This is a genomic window from Candidatus Krumholzibacteriota bacterium (assembly GCA_016932415.1).
Lineage (GTDB): Bacteria > Krumholzibacteriota > Krumholzibacteriia > Krumholzibacteriales > Krumholzibacteriaceae > Krumholzibacterium.
In genome coordinates this window covers 110,670-129,209 of the sequence record JAFGCX010000010.1, presented here as the reverse complement: position 1 = coordinate 129,209, position 18,540 = coordinate 110,670, and the positions used below count along the sequence as shown (strand labels likewise).

Annotated in this window: 17 protein-coding genes; 1 reads left to right on the top strand and 16 read right to left on the bottom strand. The window is 50.5% G+C overall.

All coding sequences use genetic code 11. The features are described 5' to 3' along the window. Positions 1 to 33: 33 nt before the first annotated feature. The 13 genes from JW814_03425 to JW814_03365 all read right to left on the bottom strand — a co-directional run bounded on the left by JW814_03425 (position 34) and on the right by JW814_03365 (position 13,800). Positions 34 to 1,302 (bottom strand): arsenic transporter, encoded by a 1,269-nt coding sequence (locus JW814_03425; GenBank protein MBN2070486.1) that lies wholly within the window; start codon positions 1,300 to 1,302, stop codon positions 34 to 36. Further along, positions 1,295 to 2,032, bottom strand: a complete 738-nt coding sequence (gene pyrF, locus JW814_03420; GenBank protein MBN2070485.1) for an orotidine-5'-phosphate decarboxylase — start codon at positions 2,030 to 2,032, stop codon at positions 1,295 to 1,297. Before pyrF ends, JW814_03425 begins: the two co-directional genes overlap by 8 nt. Next, on the bottom strand, positions 1,998 to 2,951 hold the full coding sequence (locus tag JW814_03415) for a dihydroorotate dehydrogenase (GenBank protein ID MBN2070484.1): 954 nt from the start codon (positions 2,949 to 2,951) through the stop codon (positions 1,998 to 2,000). The genes pyrF and JW814_03415 overlap by 35 nt, the downstream gene beginning before the upstream one ends. Beyond that, on the bottom strand, positions 2,948 to 3,760 hold the full coding sequence (locus JW814_03410; GenBank protein ID MBN2070483.1) for a hypothetical protein: 813 nt from the start codon (positions 3,758 to 3,760) through the stop codon (positions 2,948 to 2,950). The genes JW814_03415 and JW814_03410 overlap by 4 nt, the downstream gene beginning before the upstream one ends. After that, positions 3,757 to 5,607, bottom strand: a complete 1,851-nt coding sequence (locus tag JW814_03405) for a tetratricopeptide repeat protein (GenBank protein MBN2070482.1) — start codon at positions 5,605 to 5,607, stop codon at positions 3,757 to 3,759. Before JW814_03405 ends, JW814_03410 begins: the two co-directional genes overlap by 4 nt. Positions 5,608 to 5,713: 106 nt before the next feature. Next, positions 5,714 to 7,015 (bottom strand): dihydroorotase, encoded by a 1,302-nt coding sequence (locus JW814_03400; protein MBN2070481.1) that lies wholly within the window; start codon positions 7,013 to 7,015, stop codon positions 5,714 to 5,716. Between the two features lie 73 nt (positions 7,016 to 7,088). Further along, entirely contained in the window at positions 7,089 to 8,039 is a 951-nt protein-coding gene (locus JW814_03395) for an aspartate carbamoyltransferase catalytic subunit (GenBank protein ID MBN2070480.1), read from the bottom strand. Positions 8,040 to 8,089: 50 nt separating this feature from the next. Further along, positions 8,090 to 8,806, bottom strand: coding sequence for a bifunctional pyr operon transcriptional regulator/uracil phosphoribosyltransferase PyrR (gene pyrR / locus JW814_03390; GenBank protein MBN2070479.1), 717 nt, complete (start codon positions 8,804 to 8,806; stop codon positions 8,090 to 8,092). A 293-nt stretch (positions 8,807 to 9,099) separates the two neighbouring features. After that, the gene (locus tag JW814_03385; GenBank protein MBN2070478.1) at positions 9,100 to 9,945 is read right to left on the bottom strand and encodes an SMP-30/gluconolactonase/LRE family protein; all 846 of its coding nucleotides are present in this window, start codon (positions 9,943 to 9,945) and stop codon (positions 9,100 to 9,102) included. A 70-nt stretch (positions 9,946 to 10,015) separates the two neighbouring features. Then, complete coding sequence (locus JW814_03380; GenBank protein ID MBN2070477.1) at positions 10,016 to 10,321, bottom strand: MTH1187 family thiamine-binding protein; 306 nt, start codon at positions 10,319 to 10,321, stop codon at positions 10,016 to 10,018. Positions 10,322 to 10,547: 226 nt separating this feature from the next. After that, positions 10,548 to 11,258, bottom strand: coding sequence for a tetratricopeptide repeat protein (locus JW814_03375; GenBank protein MBN2070476.1), 711 nt, complete (start codon positions 11,256 to 11,258; stop codon positions 10,548 to 10,550). Positions 11,259 to 11,353: 95 nt separating this feature from the next. Continuing rightward, a complete protein-coding gene (locus tag JW814_03370) occupies positions 11,354 to 12,199 on the bottom strand; it encodes an EamA family transporter (protein ID MBN2070475.1) in 846 nt (281 codons plus the stop codon). Then, positions 12,196 to 13,800, bottom strand: coding sequence for a M2 family metallopeptidase (locus JW814_03365; GenBank protein MBN2070474.1), 1,605 nt, complete (start codon positions 13,798 to 13,800; stop codon positions 12,196 to 12,198). Before JW814_03365 ends, JW814_03370 begins: the two co-directional genes overlap by 4 nt. Before the next feature lie 303 nt (positions 13,801 to 14,103). On the opposite strand from JW814_03365, the gene JW814_03360 reads away from it, so the two are divergent. Then, positions 14,104 to 15,288: a hypothetical protein gene (locus JW814_03360; GenBank protein MBN2070473.1), complete on the top strand. Its 1,185-nt coding sequence runs from the start codon at positions 14,104 to 14,106 to the stop codon at positions 15,286 to 15,288. A gap of 10 nt (positions 15,289 to 15,298) precedes the next feature. On the opposite strand, the gene JW814_03355 is transcribed toward JW814_03360, so the two are convergent. The 3 genes from JW814_03355 to JW814_03345 are packed head-to-tail and all read right to left on the bottom strand — an operon-like array spanning position 15,299 to position 18,423. Further along, entirely contained in the window at positions 15,299 to 16,780 is a 1,482-nt protein-coding gene (locus JW814_03355; GenBank protein MBN2070472.1) for a hypothetical protein, read from the bottom strand. Next, positions 16,764 to 17,810 (bottom strand): zf-HC2 domain-containing protein, encoded by a 1,047-nt coding sequence (locus JW814_03350; GenBank protein ID MBN2070471.1) that lies wholly within the window; start codon positions 17,808 to 17,810, stop codon positions 16,764 to 16,766. The genes JW814_03355 and JW814_03350 overlap by 17 nt, the downstream gene beginning before the upstream one ends. Further along, a complete protein-coding gene (locus JW814_03345) occupies positions 17,797 to 18,423 on the bottom strand; it encodes a sigma-70 family RNA polymerase sigma factor (protein MBN2070470.1) in 627 nt (208 codons plus the stop codon). The genes JW814_03350 and JW814_03345 overlap by 14 nt, the downstream gene beginning before the upstream one ends. Positions 18,424 to 18,540: the final 117 nt, after the last annotated feature.

Sequence of the window (18,540 nt, the reverse complement as noted above, 5' to 3'; positions counted from 1 at the left end):
CTTTACCAGCTTACACCGGGTGTCCTCACCTCTTTAGCCTTTTGGCCCATAGATAAACCAGAGGCAGATCCAGGAAACAGCAGTAGCTGCCAGAGTAAAAGGCAGGCCGATCCGTGTGAACTCTCTGAAAGAGACGGGAATTCCTTCCCTTTCGAGGATACCTATGGAGACGAGATTGGTCGTCGCTCCTATCGGCGTTATATTTCCCCCGAGGCACGAACCTATCAATAATCCAAAAGCCATAAGGGCGGGGTTGACGCCCAGCGTCGTACTGAGCCCCGTAACAAGAGGAAGCATCGCGGCTATATAAGGAATATTATCGATAAAAGAAGATATAAGTACTGAAAACCACACGACGACGGAATAGATCAGAAATACATTTTTACCCTTCAACCCGGCAAGTTGATCGACCAGTCCCTCGACAACGCCCCTCTGGACGAGCATATGGACCAGCACAAAAATCGCCATCAGGAAAGCGACTGTCTCATAGTCCAGCTTTAGACCGGACTTCTCGTGATCCCTCGCGACCCTTGCTTTCTGCCAGATGAAACCGGCCGCTCCCACACTCATGCAGGCGACTCCTCCAAACCACCTGAACCCCGGATCGACCCATGTCATAAATGAAAGAAGAAGTATCGCGACCAGTATCAGCCAGATCGGGACCCAGCTCCTAACGGGAGTTATACTGATCCTTTGGAACTTCTGCTTATCTCCACGAAAAAACCAGTAAAGGACGATAAATCCGGCTACAGCTCCGATCTGCACTATCCAGAATATGCTCGGCATGCCGTCGAGCCAGAAAAAATCGAGAAAACTCAGCTTCATTCGAGCAGCCAGGAGCATGCTCGGAGTATCCCCTATAAGAATCGCCATTCCCTGTAGATTGGATGAGATGGCAAGTCCTATTATCACAGGCACGGGAGAGACTCCAGCCTTCCTTGTCAACTGGAGAGCTATTGGCGCGATTATCAATACTGTAACGACATTATCCATGAATATCGAGAAGATAGAGGCAAAGACTATGATCGCCATAAAGGCTATCCCAAGATTCGGTGACTTGTTGATCAGGTGATCCGATATCGTCTCAGGCATCCGTGAATATATGAAGGTCTCGGCGAGCAGAAGAGATCCGACAAAAATGCCTATGACATTCCAGTGTATCCCGTAAAACACTTCTGCCGGATACAGAGCCCTTATCAGAAGAGCCGCCACGACTCCGCTCCAGGCTATAAGCCACCTTTTCCTTTTGAATATTACCAGGCTTATATAGACGATCAGGAATACGACAGCACTCTTAAGCATCTGATCTTCCCTGTATTCCATCGAGTTCGTCAATTATCGCCCTGGCAGCTCCCGCCGGAGAAGGCGCTTCGTAGACAGGCCTTCCTATAACGAGATAATCCGAACCGGCTTCTTTGGCCGCCCGGGGCGTCGCTATTCTTTTCTGATCCTGGCTAGCTGATCCCGCCGGGCGGATCCCCGGAGTAACGATGACGGGGCGTCCACCGAATTCCCTTCTTATAGCTGCCGCTTCTTTCACCGAGGAGACTACTCCGTCAAGACCCGCTTCGAGGGCGAGTGAAGTCCTTCTGAGAACGAGGCTTTCAACATCGCCTTCATAACAGGAGACCGCCGCGAGATCTTCCGAAGCCATACTTGTCAGCACCGTCACCCCGACAAGGAGTGGCCTGGCAGTTCCCGCCCGCGCCGAGGCTTCCACCGCCGATTCGGCTGCCGCCTTCATCATATCGATTCCGCCGCATGTATGCAGAGTCATCATATTTATGCCATGGCCGCAGGCTGCTTTGACCGATCCTGATACGGTGGCAGGTATATCGTGGAATTTCAGATCAAGAAATATTGACGCGCCCATTTCAGTAATTTCGTCGATCAGTCCCGGACCTTCGGACGTGAACAACCTGCTTCCTACCTTGAAATATCCGATCACTCCCCTGAGAGACTCCACCATTGCCAGAGCACCCTCGCGGTCTTCAACATCAAGTGCTACTATTATGCGGGGCTGTTCCGTCATCATCTTTCCTTTCGGTCTTGTCGACAGAATATTTTATCGCTGGAGGTATTCCACCGGCCTCAAGCTTTTCGATGATCCTCGCCGGAAGGCCGGGATCATAAAACAGCGCCGTTCCGACCTGGATTCCCGATGCTCCGGCCATGAAAAATTTCAACGCGTCATCGACTGATGATATCCCACCAACTCCGATTACCGGTATATCGACAGTACGCGCGATCCTCCATACTGCGTCCAGAGCGACAGGCCTTATCGCCGGACCGGAAAGCCCCGCCCTTACCCTTTTGAATACAGGCTTTGCCCTGGATATATCAATATCCATTCCGATGACAGTATTGATCGCCGTTATCCCGTCGGCTCCCGCTTCCTCTGCTGCCAGCGCAAGCCTGGCGATATCACTGACATTCGGCGTAAGCTTGGCCAGGATCGCGATCCGCGGCAGCAGGTCTTTCGCGTGCCTGACGTACCTGCCGAGAAGACTGGGATTTGATCCCACCGCCATCCCGCCGCGTTCGACATTCGGGCATGAAAGATTGAGTTCTATGATCTCGATATTTTCCTGCCGGGCGATGAAATCGATGAGTTTCCGATAGTCCCCCCAATCCTCCGCCGCTACGCTGATCACGGGTTTGACTCCGGCTGACACAAGGACAGGTATCTTCTCTCTGAAAAAATATTCCGCTCCGACATTCTCAAGACCAATACTGTTTAAGAGGCCGGAAGGCGTTTCCTGAAGTCTTACCCCGGGATTTCCCTTTCGAGGTTCGAATGAGATCGTTTTCGTGACGATCCCTCCGACTTTTGTTATATCAAGGTAATTCGCGTATTCGATACCATACCCCGCAGGACCGGAAGCAAGAAAAACGGGGTTTGCGAAACAGGCATCACCTATTTTCAAACCAATATCGTTATTATCGCTCACTCCCACTCCTCCCAGTCGATATCCTCCGCTCTGAAAACAGTCCCTTCCATGCAGACAGACCTGAGTGTCTTCTCCCCGTCCTCGATTACCGGAACGGTACATCCCCTGCACGCGCCCAGGCTGCAGGCCATGACCGATTCGAGTGAAGTATAGTGATTTTCAAATTTCGGGCCGACCCTGTCGATGAGCGCTCGAATCATCGGTCTCGGACCGCACGAATAGAGGATCGCCGCGGGAATACCGCCTTTTTCGATCTCTTCTTCGAGGAGTTCCACGATATTTCCCTTGTGACCTGAAGAACCGTCGATCGTCGCGGTATATACCTGATCGAAATCTTTCTCGTACAATCCTTCAAGCAGTTCCTCTTTAGTCTGAGCTCCTATAAAAAGATGCATCTTCCCGACTGTAGCTTCACGTTTCCAGCTTCTCGCGCAGAATATTATCGGCCCGAGTCCCGTTCCTCCACCTACGAAGACTACATCTTTTCCGCCAGGGCGGCTGAAAGGCATGCCGCCCAGAGGTCCCGCCATTTCCACCTGCTCGCCGGCGGCTTTCGAAGCTAGTATAGTTGAACCGGGCCCTACCGCCTTTACAAGAATCGTCATCGTTTCGCTGTTGATATCCATTATTCCGAAAGGCCGGCGCAACAGCGGAACAGTCTGGTCATTGACCCTTACAGAAATAAACTGGCCGGGATAGGGATCAGGGAAATCATTCGGCCTTTCAAGGATGATCAGATATGTCGATGGTGACAACTTTCTGTTTTCGACGATCCTGACAGTAAACGGCCGTTTCTTCTCCAGGCTCAATCCTGCTCCTTCCTTTTACCGGTTATCAGGCTGTCTGCTTCGTTTTTCAATAATGAATCGGCGTCGACCGGTCGGTTCCTCTCTGACGCTGCCCTGAGCGAGTCGATCAGGGCGGGCGGAGGTCTGCTGAAATTCTTTCTCACCGAATCAGCCGCCGATACCGAAGCCCCGGCAAGGCTGTCTCTTTCCGCCACAGAACGGGATAAGGGGCCGGGGACAGGATTTTTTCGGGAATCAACCGGCAACTTCGCCTTGCTGTCAGGATCTGCGGGAGTCCCGCTCTCCATGCCGCGCTTGCCCGACCGGACCGATGTCGAATCGGTCATTCCGTCCTTCATCATCTTTCGCGCCGCCTCGATACTGTCGGCGCGCGCTTTTTCCATCCGCATCCTCACCTCGGCAGCGGCGGCGGCAGTATCTGCCATCGCTGAATCTATATACGCCTGCATCATAAGTGCGCTGTCCTCATCACCGAGTCTGACGATCTGCGCCACAGCTCCTCTGGCCTGCTGAGACCGTGGATATCTCAGGACCGTTGCCCGATACGCTTCGAGGGCTTTTTGCGCGTCACCCAGTTTTTTCTGGTATATCCACGCTACCGCGTAGGAAGCCGCGGGAGCGAACGATGTCGATGGAAAACTGTCTATCACGGCCATGTAATTATTTTTTGCCGATTCGACTTCGTCAAGCCTTGTCAACTTTATCTCGGCTGCTGAAAACCTCGCCTGCGCTATCTGCTCTTCACTCGCCCCTTTTCCTGATGATTTCTCAAGCTCGATCAGTTTTTTGATGCTTCTGCTTTTTTGCATCGCCAGCGGGGCGAACTCCGAACTGCTCGCTTCCCTGCTTACGCTGGCAAACGATTCCTCGGCACTCTGCAGGGAATCGAGTTTTTCATGATAGATCATTCCAAGCCTGTAATATGCTTCGGCAGAGAAGGTAGAGTGGGAGAATTTTCCCGTTATCTCCCTGTATTTGGCAATAGCCGTCAAAAGCGAATCCATGCACTCATAAGCACGGGCCTGGCCAAGCATTACAAGACCCTGGTCTTTTACCTTGGGGACATCCGGTAGAAGTTCATCGAATATGTTCCTTGCCTCCTCGCACCGCCCGGTCCGGGAGTAACAGTCACCAAGCGCCAGGGAGATATCATATCGCAACTCCCAGGAAATCCCTTTCCTGAGAAGCTGTTCATAGCTTTCCGCCGCCTTCTGCCAATCCTTGAACCTGTAATGCAGTCTTGCCGACTTCAACAGAGCTTCATCAAGGATCTCACGACTGGCATCCTCTCCGGAGACGGTGGAGTACAGTTTCAGCGCTTCTTCATTATTCTCAAGTTCGAGATTAATGTCTCCCGCAAGAAAGATCACCTGGTGACGGATCTCGTGATCAGCGAAATTATTGAGGAACCTGTTCGTAAAGACGAGGGCCTGGTTGTATTCCCTTTTTTCGAAATGAGCCAGGGCCAGCCAGAACAACGCGTGGGGAACATATTCACTTTCCGGATAGTTAGTAAGGAGTTCCTGAAACTTTCTGATACCTTTGCTATACTCTTCCTGCCTGACAAGGGCTTTCCCCATAAGGAATATCGCGTCATCGACCCAGCTGCTCTCCGGATGATCGCGAAGTATCTTCGAACACTTGAAGATCACCTCACCATATTTTGTCTTCAACCCCCGGCCGCTGTCGGTACCTGTCCTGATCGACTCCTCGCGGGCTTCCTCCGCTTCGCTGTAAAGCCTTCTCGCGTTATACATCGTGTTGAAATAGATGCACGAAGAAGCGAAAGAAAGCATCACTAACGGTATAACCGCTTTCAGAAAAGATGATTGAAAAGATCTTCCCACAATATGACCCTGACTCAGGGGAACACTGAATATTTATTCCGGCAGATCTTTTGATGATCAACCGGGGCCGACTTGCCCGGATTTTCCGGGATCGCGCATCCACCGGTCAGGATACATCGGAACACCATCTTCCCTCAAGGAAAACTCCCTTTATCCTGCCGGTAAATTTCTTTCCGATCAAAGGCGTATTCGACGCTTTTGACCTGATCATTTCTTTTTTAAAGACCCATTCTTCCTTTGGATCGATCAGGACCAGGTCGGCCGGAACCCCTGCTGCCAGCTTACCTCCGGAAAGTCCGATGACTCCAGCCGGTCCGGTCGTCAGCATCCGTATCAGGTCGATAAGCTCAAATTTTCCGTTAAGGACAAGTTCCGTATGGAGTTGGGCAAACGATGTCTCGAGACCTGTCATCCCCGGAGGAGCAAAATTGAACTCGACCTGCTTATCGATCTCGGTGTGAGGAGCGTGATCAGTAGCGATACAATCAATAGTCCCGTCGTTAAGAGCCGTTCTCAGGGCGGCTATATCAGAAAGCCCTCGAAGCGGAGGGTTCACCTTGAGGTTGCGGTCATAACTTTCGAGCAACGATTCATCGAGAGTCAGATGATGCGGCGAGACTTCCGCGGTGACCGCGACACCTTTCTTTTTCGCAGCTTTTATAAGCTCGAGTGATCCTTCCGTCGAGACATGCGCGATATGAAGCCTGGCGCCTGTCAACTGAGCCAGCCTGATATCCCTGGCGACTGCTATCTCCTCTGACGCGGCATGTGCCCCCTTAAGGCCAAGACGCGTTGAGACATAACTTTCGTTCATCTGCGATTCGTCGGTCAGATAGGGATCCTCACAATGAACGATGACCGGGAGATCGAGCATCCTGGCGTATTCCAGCGCGGTTCTCATCACGCTTGAATTGGCTATATATCTGCCATCGTCGCTTAAAGCTACTATGCCGGCTTTTTTAAGATGGAAGAACTCTGTTATCTGCTCCCCATCGAGCCCTTTTGTGACGGCCCCCGTCACGTAGACCCTGCAGTTACCATCTGTCTGGGCCCTTCTGTTTACGTATTCAACGACGCTTGGATCGTCTATCACCGGATCGGTATTGGCCATGCAGAGTATGGACGTGTATCCACCGGCAACAGCTGCCGCGGTTCCAGTCGCTATCGTCTCCTTGTCCTCGTTTCCAGGCTCTCTCAGATGCGTGTGTATATCAATGAAACCAGGGGCGATAAGAAACCCTTCACAATCAAACACCGGCAGTTCGGTCTCTACCTTCTTCTGCCACTGGATCTCCGAGATAAGGCCTTTCTGGACCAGTATTGAGCCAGCTTTTATCTTCCCCGCTTCAGGGTCGGCCAGCTTCGCGCCTGTGATCCAGAACTCCTTTTTATCTTTCCAATTGACCATCTGCTCTCCTCTTTTTCGCTCTTTAACAGGCAATCGATACTGAATATATCTTTCGATACGCGTGAGGGATCTTTCAACTATTTTCGTCTTCTTCTACCTTGCCTCCCGCTATCAGGAACAGGACCGCCATCCGCACCGCCACGCCATTTGTCACCTGTGGCAGGATTACCGCCTGCTTTCCGTCTGCTACTTCCTGCGCTATTTCCACTCCCCTGTTTATAGGGCCGGGATGCATCACTATACAATCCGGGGGCGCTGCCTTCAGTACTTCCGAAGAAACTCCGAAGACCTCGAAGTACTCCCTTGAACTCGGGAAAAGAGAATTCTTCTGCCTTTCGAGCTGGATCCGAAGGATATTGATAGCGTCAGCGCCTTCGATCGCTTTCCTGAGATCATATTCAAGCCTGACGCCTCCTTCCCCGAGTCTTTCGACATCTACGGGCATCATCGTGGGAGGTCCACAAACCGTCACCTTCGCCCCCATCTTGGTCAGGCCCCAGATGTTCGATCGGGCTACCCTGCTATGAAGGATGTCGCCGATGATCGTAACTCTCTTGCCATTGAAGGTCCCCCAATGTTCCCTTAGAGTCATCATATCAAGAAGAGCTTGCGTGGGATGAGCGTGCCTGCCATCACCGGCATTGACTATCGAAGCATCCAGAAATTCGCTGGCAAACTTGTGAGCACCTGACGATCCGTGCCTCATCACCACTATATCGACTTTCATCGCTTTGATGTTCTCAAGTGTATCTCGCAGGGTCTCGCCTTTTTTAACCGATGAAGTGGCCTTTGAAAAATTTATTATGTCCGCGCTAAGCCTTTTTTCCGCCAGCTCAAAACTCATCCTCGTTCTTGTGCTCGGTTCGTAAAAGACATTGGCGATCGTGACACCTCTTAGAGCCGGGACCTTTTTTATTTTCCGGCTGAGGACTTCCTTGAAATTGTCGCCTGTATCAAGGATCAGTTTGATATGCTCTGCGCTCAGGTCCTCGAGCCCGAGGAGATCTTTGCGGTTAAATTGCACTTTCTGATTACCTCCTTCCAGCACCGGCCGAATACCAGCCGCTACCGTGATTACTTTTTACGGGCCTTCGGCGCAGTTTTCTTGCCGGCCGCCGGTTGCTTCCGCGCAGTGGATATTTTCCTGGCCGGGGCTTTCTTGCCGGTAGCAAGTCTTTTCTTCAATAATTTTTGCCCGGCCGGAGAGTCCTTGATATCCTGATATCCCGCTTCGCCAAGTTTAACCTTGTCAGTGATTATATCGCTCAGGACTACCTGCTCTTCCCGGTCGATCTCGCTCAGAAGCACCTTAACCGTCTCAGCCGCAGATGTAGGGACGTTTTTCCCCACGAAATCGGCGCGTATCGGATATTCCCTGTGCCCCCTGTCCACGAGTACCGCCAGCTGAATGGATCTTGGCCTCCCGAAATCCGTCAGTTCGTCAAGAGCAGCCCGGACAGTCCTTCCCGTGAAGAGGACGTCATCGACCAGGATGACCGTACGGTCCGTTATATCGGATCCGATCTCGGTTTTTCCCACTACAGGCATACTCGCTATCATCTGCACGTCATCCCTGTAGAGAGTGATATCAAGAGCTCCTACCGGCACTTTTGTACCCTCGATCTTTTCGATCGCCGAGGCGATCCGTTCGGCGAGGGGTACGCCCCTTTTTCTGATCCCCACAAGAATAAGTCCCTCTACTCCCCTGTTCTTTTCTACGATCTCGTGGGCAATCCTCATGATAGTCCGCCTCAGCTGCACGGAATCCATGACGACAGCTTTCCTGATAATCTTCAAAATACCTCCTCTTTCTCCGGTTAAAAAAAATCCTCCCGGCCAGGGAGGTTGATAGGAATCGATTAAAGATCATTATCCTTCTGATCCTTTTCTGGCCTCCCGGACCAGATTAAAAGGCATAGTGGAGTGATACTATACGATATCGTGGCTGATGGCAATACTTTTCTTTACCCCACAATTCGCTGCGTTACAGACTGCCCTTAACAATACCATCGATACTGATAAATTCGCGTCTTCCCTGGATAATCAAAGATAATTCTTCTCTGAAACTTTTCATGACTTTCCTTTTAATACTTCAGTGTACACGCCACGACCCTGTTGTCATAAAAAGTCGGTATCAGAAGCATATTCCATTTACTCAGAAAACATATATCGGCGGCATTTATCTTCTCCGCGCTTGTGTCAAGAAGGACAGTCGTCACTCCGTCCGGTTCGATGAAGACCGTCCTGCCTTTCCAGTCGCTGGCGATGAAATTACCCTTTCCGTCGACAGCCACTCCATCAATATTAGACCCGGTCGCGACCCTGTCGGATATTTCTTTTGTTTTCATATCTACCTGACGAAGCATCCCATCTCCCGATACGCCGACGATGAGGTTGCCATTGTCAAAACAAAGCCCGTTCGGCCTGAGGATCTTCCTTCCCTGGAGCCATAACACGGCATTCTGCCCGTCGAAACGATAAATCGCGTCCTGGTCCCTCATCGAATCGGATATATAGACGTTTCCTCCTTTGTCGACCGCTATATCGTTGAGGAATATCGAGCCAGCGACCTTGTAGCGCTGTACAACAGCGCTTTTCGCGATATCTATTACAACAAGTTCGTCTATATCAGAGACAAAAAGCTTGCCCCTGAAGATTCCCATCCCCTTTGGCGCATTAAGACCGGTTATCCATTTTAATTTTTTAATCTCGCCTTTCATCGATAATCTGGAGATAAAACCCATCCCGTTCTTCTCGTCAGGACGGCCGGAGATGTTCGAAACGAACAGAATGTGGTTCTCGTCATCATAAACAACCGATTCAGGCGTCTCAAACAAAGGCTCCGTTGCCCACTTTTTCGCCAGCGTCTGAGCGTTAGAGCCGGCAGCCGCTATCGAGGTTATCAGGATCGCGATAGTCAGAATTCTCATTTCACTCCTCCTGCCGGGTAATTACCTTCTTATCCCGGATATGCGTGGGTCTCACTCAAGCAGGCGACAGTCATTTCCTTACCTGCCGTCCGAGAATCTTCTCAACGTCAGCGATCTTCCCGTGAAGCCTGCCCTGCCCTGAATCGAAGTCATCGATTCTTATCGTCGTCAGGACGCGCGGCGCGAGTCCTTTCATATGGTGATGACACCTGGTTATAAGCCGGATAAGATCATCAAATTCTCCCTCGACCGTTGTTTCCATCGGTCCCATCCGGTATTCCAGCCCCGATTCATCTATGATCGAAATAATCTGCGCGACTTCGTTGCCCAGATTCGCTCCGATACCCACAGGTACTATCGAAAAACTGGCAAGCATGATCCTCCTCCTGAAAAAACACGGGGCTTTTCATCCTCTCTCAGCCGGGGACAGCGTGTCAATCGATCCGGCAATTCGTACGGCGATCCTGTTATATCTCCGGCTATCGCTCCGAGCATCCTTTTCCTCCAGTACAGCGTGGACGACACGGACCGGAACGACAACAGCCCGGTTCCTCTTCGCAAAGGAAGACCGGGCTGTCAGTCAGTTTCAGTTCCCGCCGGTGTTATTGGCTGAGCCTCTCATCGCCGGGAGATAGCTTTTCCAGTCTCGCTTTCAAAATATCTGCATCCTCGATCCTGCCATTCTCCCTGAGAAGCGTCAGGTAGAGAAAATTGATATCGAGCATATTCACTTCTTCCTCTGGATCCTCGATATCCTTGCCATAATAAGTAAATCCTTTTTCCAGGACTTCGAGAGCTCTCTTGTATTCTTTCATATCGGTAAGGACCTGAGCGAGCTGAGTATAGGCATCGTAATGCGTCTCTCTGGTCTCGATCGCTTTTTCAAGACTCGCCACGGCCTCCTCATATTCCCCGTTCTTCCAGTGAGCCTCTCCACGGTGCCGCCATGGACATGACCATTTCGGCGTTTCCATATTAAGCTGCTTGTAAATCTCTATCGCGTCATCATATCTTCCAAGACTAAGCAGGATATTGGCATAGTTGAACTTGTGCTTTCCGCTGAGGCTCCCGATATTCTCCTTGAGCATATCAAGGTTGCGGTTCATCTCTGACATGTGAAGATAGGCGAGAAATATTGTGGCCATATTGTTGACAGTATCCGCCCGCTCCATCTCGTAATTATTATAGGCGGCGACAAAATTGACCGCGGTCTTGTCCTCGACATATTTCGCGTAAGGGCTCTTTTCCTTTGTCGCCGCTGCCGAAGTAAAAGCGACTGCGAGGATGATACTCAGAAGGATGCTTCTTTTCATCACTGCTCCCGTCTAAAAGATCCTTTAAAATACCTTGACTCCCATCCGCGATATCGCAAACGATAAATTTGCCGTTCGACACCGGGATCGGGTACTCATTTCATTGATAATAATATAATAGCAACCACCGCTGCCGCAAGCCCTGTTATTGCCACCTTGCCGAGCCTCTCCTTCCAGATGAAAAAGGCGGCAAGCGTCGATCCCGTTATCACAGTTACATTTATAAACGGGAAGACAATTGAAGCGGGTACAGATCTGAGAGCTATAAGGGCAAAAAAAGTGCTGAGAAGATTGGGGATCCCGAGAAGAAGCCCCAGCATGAAAGTCCTTTTGTCGAAAGGTACTCTTCTTACGGCAATCATTATCCAGGTAAAAACAGCCGCTACCGTAAAAAGAATCCAGGTAAATACCATTCTGTCTACATCACGTAAAGTCTCGCTGAACGACTTGAGAAGGATACTCGTGATACCTGTGACGAGGAAGAGGATCATCATAACCGGCCAGAAGTTCCTGCCGGCTGAACGCGTCTTCCCCTTTCCGGCAACTCCTGCCCCGAAAAGAATAAACGATACGCCGCCGAGAATCATTCCCGCCCACTGGCCAGGAAGAGGTTTCTCGGCCCAGAAAAAGATCGAGGCCAGAACGGGAAGAGCGACCGACAGACGCATCACAGTGACTGATACGGCAAGGGGGCCTTTCGATATACCAGCCATAAGTACCAGGAATGCCAGTACGTAATTGATCCCTGTCACGCTGGCAAGCCAGAAAGTCGATGCCGCCGGCACATGAACCCTGAATCGAATAAAAAGCAGCGCCAGAGACGATGCTACTATATAATTCGCTCCGGCAAGAAGAAGACGGTCACCCTTCCAGCCTTCATTAACCTTTAGAATGACAGCGATTGCTATCGACGCTGCGGCGGCAGGTAAAAGCCAGATCAAACCTGCTCCCTCACAAATTGTTCCACGAAATACCGGGCTGTCAGAGGTTCACCGGTTGCCATTTCGACATGTTTGTCCCAGGGAAGTATATTGCCGGGTTTGTACACCTTCTCGCGGAAATACTCTCCAATAGCGCAGTTTCCGTATATACCGTTTGGACCGTTCAGAGCCAGGGGACCCGCTTCGAGACAGTGATGCAACTGTGAAGCTATAAGTTCCCCCAGCATATAGTTATGGTAATATACGGGTGAGGAGATTATATGGATCTTGGCCGCGTAATCAGGCTTGTTCCTGCCTTCGGGCCGCCTCACCATCTGGAACCGTTCCTTGAGATCCCACCAGAGGGAACAGAGATCCTGCTGCGGATCCCGGTACATCTCCCTTTCGAAATTGAACATTACCTGGACCCATCGGGCAAAAATCAACTGTTTGTTTCTCATCGCCTTCTTCAGTTCCGGTCCGATCTCGCCTATTTCCACTTCACTCAGGCCAAGCGATTCTTTCATCCAGAGTGGATCGTGAGATAACCGGCCGAAATACATCGCCGATGCTTCAGTGGTGCAGAGGTGGGGATAGATCCTTATCAGCCAGGGGAGATCTCCGTCGATATACTTGTCATAGACTCCGTGCCCCAGTTCGTGAAGCATTGTATCCATCCACTGGTTGTTATCGATAATATTGCAGAGTATCCTTATGTCGCCCTTCCTGTCGATATCGGTACAGAAGGCATGGGGATTTTTGCCATGCCGCTCATAAAGATCACTTCGCGAAAGGATGTCGTCAACGGGCATCCCGATCCCCGAATAGAAATCCGCGGCGAGCCTGACTATGTCTCTTCCCTTGTAATAATGATTGAAATCGCCGGCACCTGTCGCGGGAAGTTCCTGGAAATAAGGATCATGGTAATGCCACGGCATGATCATAGACGACTCGATCCCGTATATCCCGGACAACTTCAGATCGAGTTCTTCCTTGAAGTATCGATAGGGTTCCTCAGTAAGCCTGTCGAGTTCATCAAAGATCCTAAGGAGTTCTTTCTCGTCCTGCTCGCCAAGGACCATCGCCATCGTGTAGTAGTTATCGAATCCGACCAGCCGTGCCGATTCGTTCCTCAATCCAATCAGCTCGAGCAGCTTCCCATTGACGCTCTCTCCGACAGCTTTACTCGCTTCCCAGACAGCTCGCCTTTCTTTTTCGTCATGGCTCTCTCTGAGAATATTATATACGTCATTAGTCGATATCTCGCTTCCTTCGACTTCAGGCCTGTATGTACTGAATCGTTTGTCTATCTCACTGGACAGATCCACCATCCGTTCGAGAAGATCACTGTCGATCTGGTTACCAAGATATTTGAGATAAAGGATATCACATATCCTTCTGAGCTCCGGGTCATCGAAAACGAGAGATTCTCTGGTCTTTTTCACATATTCGAAATCTCTTTTGTCAGCGTATATCTTCTCAAGTCTTTTTACAGACGCGGCATAAACTGCGTAATCATCATTGCTGCCACTTCGTGAGGCGTTCCAGTATGCCAGGCTTCCTTCTCTTTCGAGTTCTTCCACTTTCAGCGTATGATCTCTGACAAAAGCCTCGAATTCCATCCAGCACTCTTTCCCGAGGTCAGTCGGGCTTTGATCTGCCAGCGGCACGATCATGCCCACCATCGATGACCAGTATAAATGACAGCGCTAGGGAAGAAGAATATCTACAAATATCCACTCCCCCGCTTGAGCGCAGAGAGTACCAGATTACGACAGGAATGGCAAGAAGATGAAAGATGGAGAACTTGACCGTCAAACACGATATAGCTATTTTATAATCGGCTGGCGGGGAGGAGAGTTTCCCGCCTCAAGCGTCTTTCCTCGATCCTGATTTTTGGCATTCACACTGGAAGGACCAAAGACATGAAAAGATCTCCCGGTCCGATAGATGTTTTCCTCCTCCTTCTTTTTTTCATTCTCCACACTGACTCATGCCTGTCACGCACGTGGTATGTCACTATCCCTGGAGGCGGCGACGCACCGACAATTCAGGCCGCGATAGACAGCGCTATCGCGGGAGATATCATCCTCGTCGGACCCGGGACTTACACCTGGACCAACCAGGGGACGGGTGATTACAGGGGGATGGTGAGATTTCTCGAAAGAGACCAGCACCTGACTCTTAAAAGCGAGATGGGCGCCGAAGTGACGATTATCGACGCGGAATACCAGAACAGGGTCATCTACTGCCACGGACTTGCCAACATCACTGTCGATGGCTTCACACTGACGCGGGGCGATGCTCCCGACTTCGGTGACTACGTCGGCGGAGGGTTCTTTACACATAAAGCGGCCGAAGTGGTAAAAAACTGCATATTTTACAGGAACAGGGCTGAATGGGGAGCTGGTATTTCCTGCGTCGTTAATGAAGGCTTCTTCAGGGCCGAGAACTGCGTATTTATCGAAAACGACGCCTCACGTTTCGGAGGAGGCTTGGCTCTCGCCAACGGGGATGGTACGATAGATGTCTCCGACTGTGTATTCATCCGCAATACCGCTCTCAATGAAGGGGGCGGCCTGGTGATGTTCAACTGCAGGGCCGACGCGTTCGACCTGACATTCTACGGAAACGAAGCGGAAAACGGCGGCAGCGCGATCTGCATACGCGAAGAGGCATATCTCGATCTGGTCAACGCGACGATCTGCCATAACCGCTCGACGGGCGGTGGAACTGTCTCCTGCTGGTACACAGGTGAGATCGATCTTTCCATGACGATCATCGCTTTCAATTTCGACCCGCCATTCAGCTTTGAATCAGGGTCGGCCGGCAGTATAGGTTGTTCAGATATCTACGGCAATCTCGAGAACAACAATATTCCGGCAGAATTGATCGACGAAGGAACAAATATCAGCTTGAACCCGCTTTTTTGCGGTTCATCCGGATCGGGCAATTATTATCTCCGGAGCGATTCTCCATGCTTTCCACTTAACAGGCCTGATGGTCTTTTCTGCCCGGTGATCGGAGCATGGCCGGTCGGGTGCGGATCGATATCTGCCGAAAAGGCTTCATGGGGGAAAATCAAGAATATTATCCACCGTCAGCGATAGGGTCGCATGGTCATCGATCGATTATCCTAAAAACTTCGAAATCTTCATTGATATAGACTCTCTTGAGGTTTTGCCCCCCACTGTTGATGATGGGAAGCAGGATATCGCTGTCGCGTTCAAATGGGCCTTTTATCAGATAACCTGCTTTTACCTCGGAGGCGAGGGCGAGCAATTCTTCGATCGATTCCATATCATGATACACCGTCGCGGTTCTGCCCGTATAAAGAGAAAGTACCCGTGGCTTGCCGATAATAAAGATATCCCCTGTGTCAGTCTCACCTCGGATAAAATCAAAAAGCTCAACCGATGCGCGGCAGTACGGGCCTTCTTCGATGGGACCGAAATCTGCTTTGGAAAAAGCGCCGGAGTACGTGATCAGCAGGACAGTTGCTATCAACATTACGCCTGTTCTCTCTCTTCCAGTTATCCGCAGAAGAACGCGGAATGCGGAAAGAGCATAAAAAATATAGATCGGGATCAGTGGCATCATATACCTGGATCCCCCATATCCCGGAAAGATCAGAATCGGACAAAGATAGAGAAAGAGAAATATCTCGATCGTCCATCGATCGTGACGAGGTCTCCCTTCCATATCCCTGCCTGCCTCTGTAAAGAAAAGATTCATGATGAACCCCGCCACAGCCGCCAGCAGAAAAACAAGGGAGATAATCGAAGCGGATAGATCGGAGTATCCATTGACCCAGAGTTCTCCAAAGGATCTGGCGTATCTTGCCGCGTTAGCCGTTAACGCGGCAAGATCGAACGACATCTGTCTGAAATACGAGGAATCGCTATGGAAAATATGCGCCTGAAATACCATAAGAGTAAAAAAGAAAACAATCGATATGACAGATGATACCGTTATCTTCCTGCCATTGACAAGGTTAAGGATCAGAAGCGAAGGGATCAGGACTATCCCTATGCTTCTTGTTCCGTAAGCGAGATAGCATACCAATCCAGTAAGAAGAGCAAGGGGCACCATCTTCCCTGCTGAACGGCTGAAACGCCCCCTTGACGAGACAAGCAGCAGAGCCAGGTAGGTAAAAAAAAGAAACGGGATCTCGGTAAGGACATTATCCTTGAATTCCCAGAAATACCTGTTGAAAGCGATAAGGGCTACAAGGACTGCCGAAGAGGCGAATGAAAGTCTTCTGTTGAAGAACAGGTATAGAACAGCAAGAAAGAGAAGAAACACCGCAATGTTCAGCATCTTCATCGCTCGCAGATCGATCCTTCCGCTCACGCAGAATGGAGCAAGCATGGCGGGATAGACAGGCGGGTATGTTTCCGGAGCAAACAATCTCAGCGAGGGATTCTGGATATATCCGGTGTCATTATAATCCCTGCCTCCGGCGATATTCATCGCGTGATGTATGTACATGCTGAAATCACCGCCCCAGTCATGCCCGTCCCTGATCGTAGCGGTATAGAAGATGCCCGTGACGATTATCAATCCCGCTATTATCACCGACTTTTTACCGGTTTTTAACATCCTCTGTCACTCTATTCCCTGAAATGTCATCCACCTTTATCCGCACTGTCAGAAATCCTCCCCCTGCCTCTGTCACCACTGTCGATATCTTTTTGCCTTCCCTTAATTTCTCAATCTCAACGAGTAGCAGCTCATAGTTTTTCTCCGGGACCCTGGCGATAAGATACACCGCCGCGCCGGCGCTGTCAGGAGAGCTGACCCCATCCGGGGGCCGGACCTCGATGAGTTTTCCTTCTACCGAACCTATCATTTTGCGCCAGCTTTCAACGTCAAACCTTCGGGGCTGTCTTACCATCCTGCTACCCGACGACAGACTTCTTGTCGGTGATTTTACCTTTTCAACCGATTCTTCTTCAGTCGAAGCTGATCCGGCGTCTTTTTCAGACGATCTAATTCCTTCATTCAGGGGATCCTTCCCGCTGACCTGAGATCTATCGTCCGTATGAGCCATCTTCAGTTCGGACTTCTTCCCCTTATCCTGAGCTATCTGATCCGGTACCGTAGCTTGTCCGCCTTCGATTTTTTCGAATGTATCCTCTTTATCGTGGTCAGCAGGCTGCGCGGCGGTATTTTTTTCCCTCCGGGCCTCCTTCTGAGTACTCCCCTTTTCCGATCCACCTGTCCGCGTCTCCGCGCCCGTCACTGCCTCGATCGCGGCTGAAGAACCTCGATCATCGACCGGCTCTTCTTTCTGACTAAATTGAGAGACATAGAAGATCAATATCACCGCTGCAGCCACCCCGGCGAGTTCCAGAGGCAATTTGATCCTGACTGGCGAAAACATCCGGCGAAGCGCTCCACCGAAAGAAGGTCGCCTGGTAAGCCTGTTGTTTATGCTTTCAATAAAATGAGCGGGTGGGTCGACCCTTTCCATCTCAGCCATTATCCCGGCGATCTCCACCATCGAATCGTGGATATCCCTGCAGCCGGAGCAACCTGAAAGATGGGATTCGATCTCTTTCATCTCCTCTTCTGACAAGACCTTATCAATATACTCCGACAGTTTTTTCTCTATTTCACCGCATCTCATCGCTTATCATTCCTTTTATTACTTCCCTGAGCTTGAGCCTCGCTCTTGAGAGGCTGGATTTGACGGTGCCGGCTTTCAGTCCGGTGATATCACTGATCTCCTGGTACGATGCTCCCTCCATATCCTTAAGTACAACGACAAGCTTCTGCGATCCGGAAAGAGTATTGATCGCGTTTTCGATCATTTTCGCCATTTCTTTTCTTCCGATCAGGGACAGAGGAGAAGGAGAATTGTCCCTGATTACTTCTTCGGATCCTACCCCCGTTCCATCCCTGTCTTCTATACTCACCTTTTTCATCCTTGACCTGTATTCCCGCGACGCTAACCGGTTTTTACACGTATTGACCGTGATCCTGTAAAGCCATGTCCTGAAACTCGATTCGAATCTGAATTTCCCAAGATATCTATGGACTTTTATGAATACTTCCTGGGCACAGTCATCCGCATCATCATAATCGCCAAGCAGCCTGAGACAGAGGCTGAAGACGACGCGCTGGTGAAGTATTATCAGCCTGTCGAAAGCGCCCTGTTCTCCGTCCAGAAAAGCCAGAGCAAATCTCCTGCTTTCATTTTCTATGTCAGCATCCTGATGCTCTCTGTCATAACCTGGCAATCGCTTCGCACCTCAGCGCCGCGCCATCTCAAGCCGGCATATTTTATCGTTCTGCCTTTTCAGACCTGGAACTTTTCATACCCTTTTGATTCTACCTGATAAGAAACATTTTGAAAA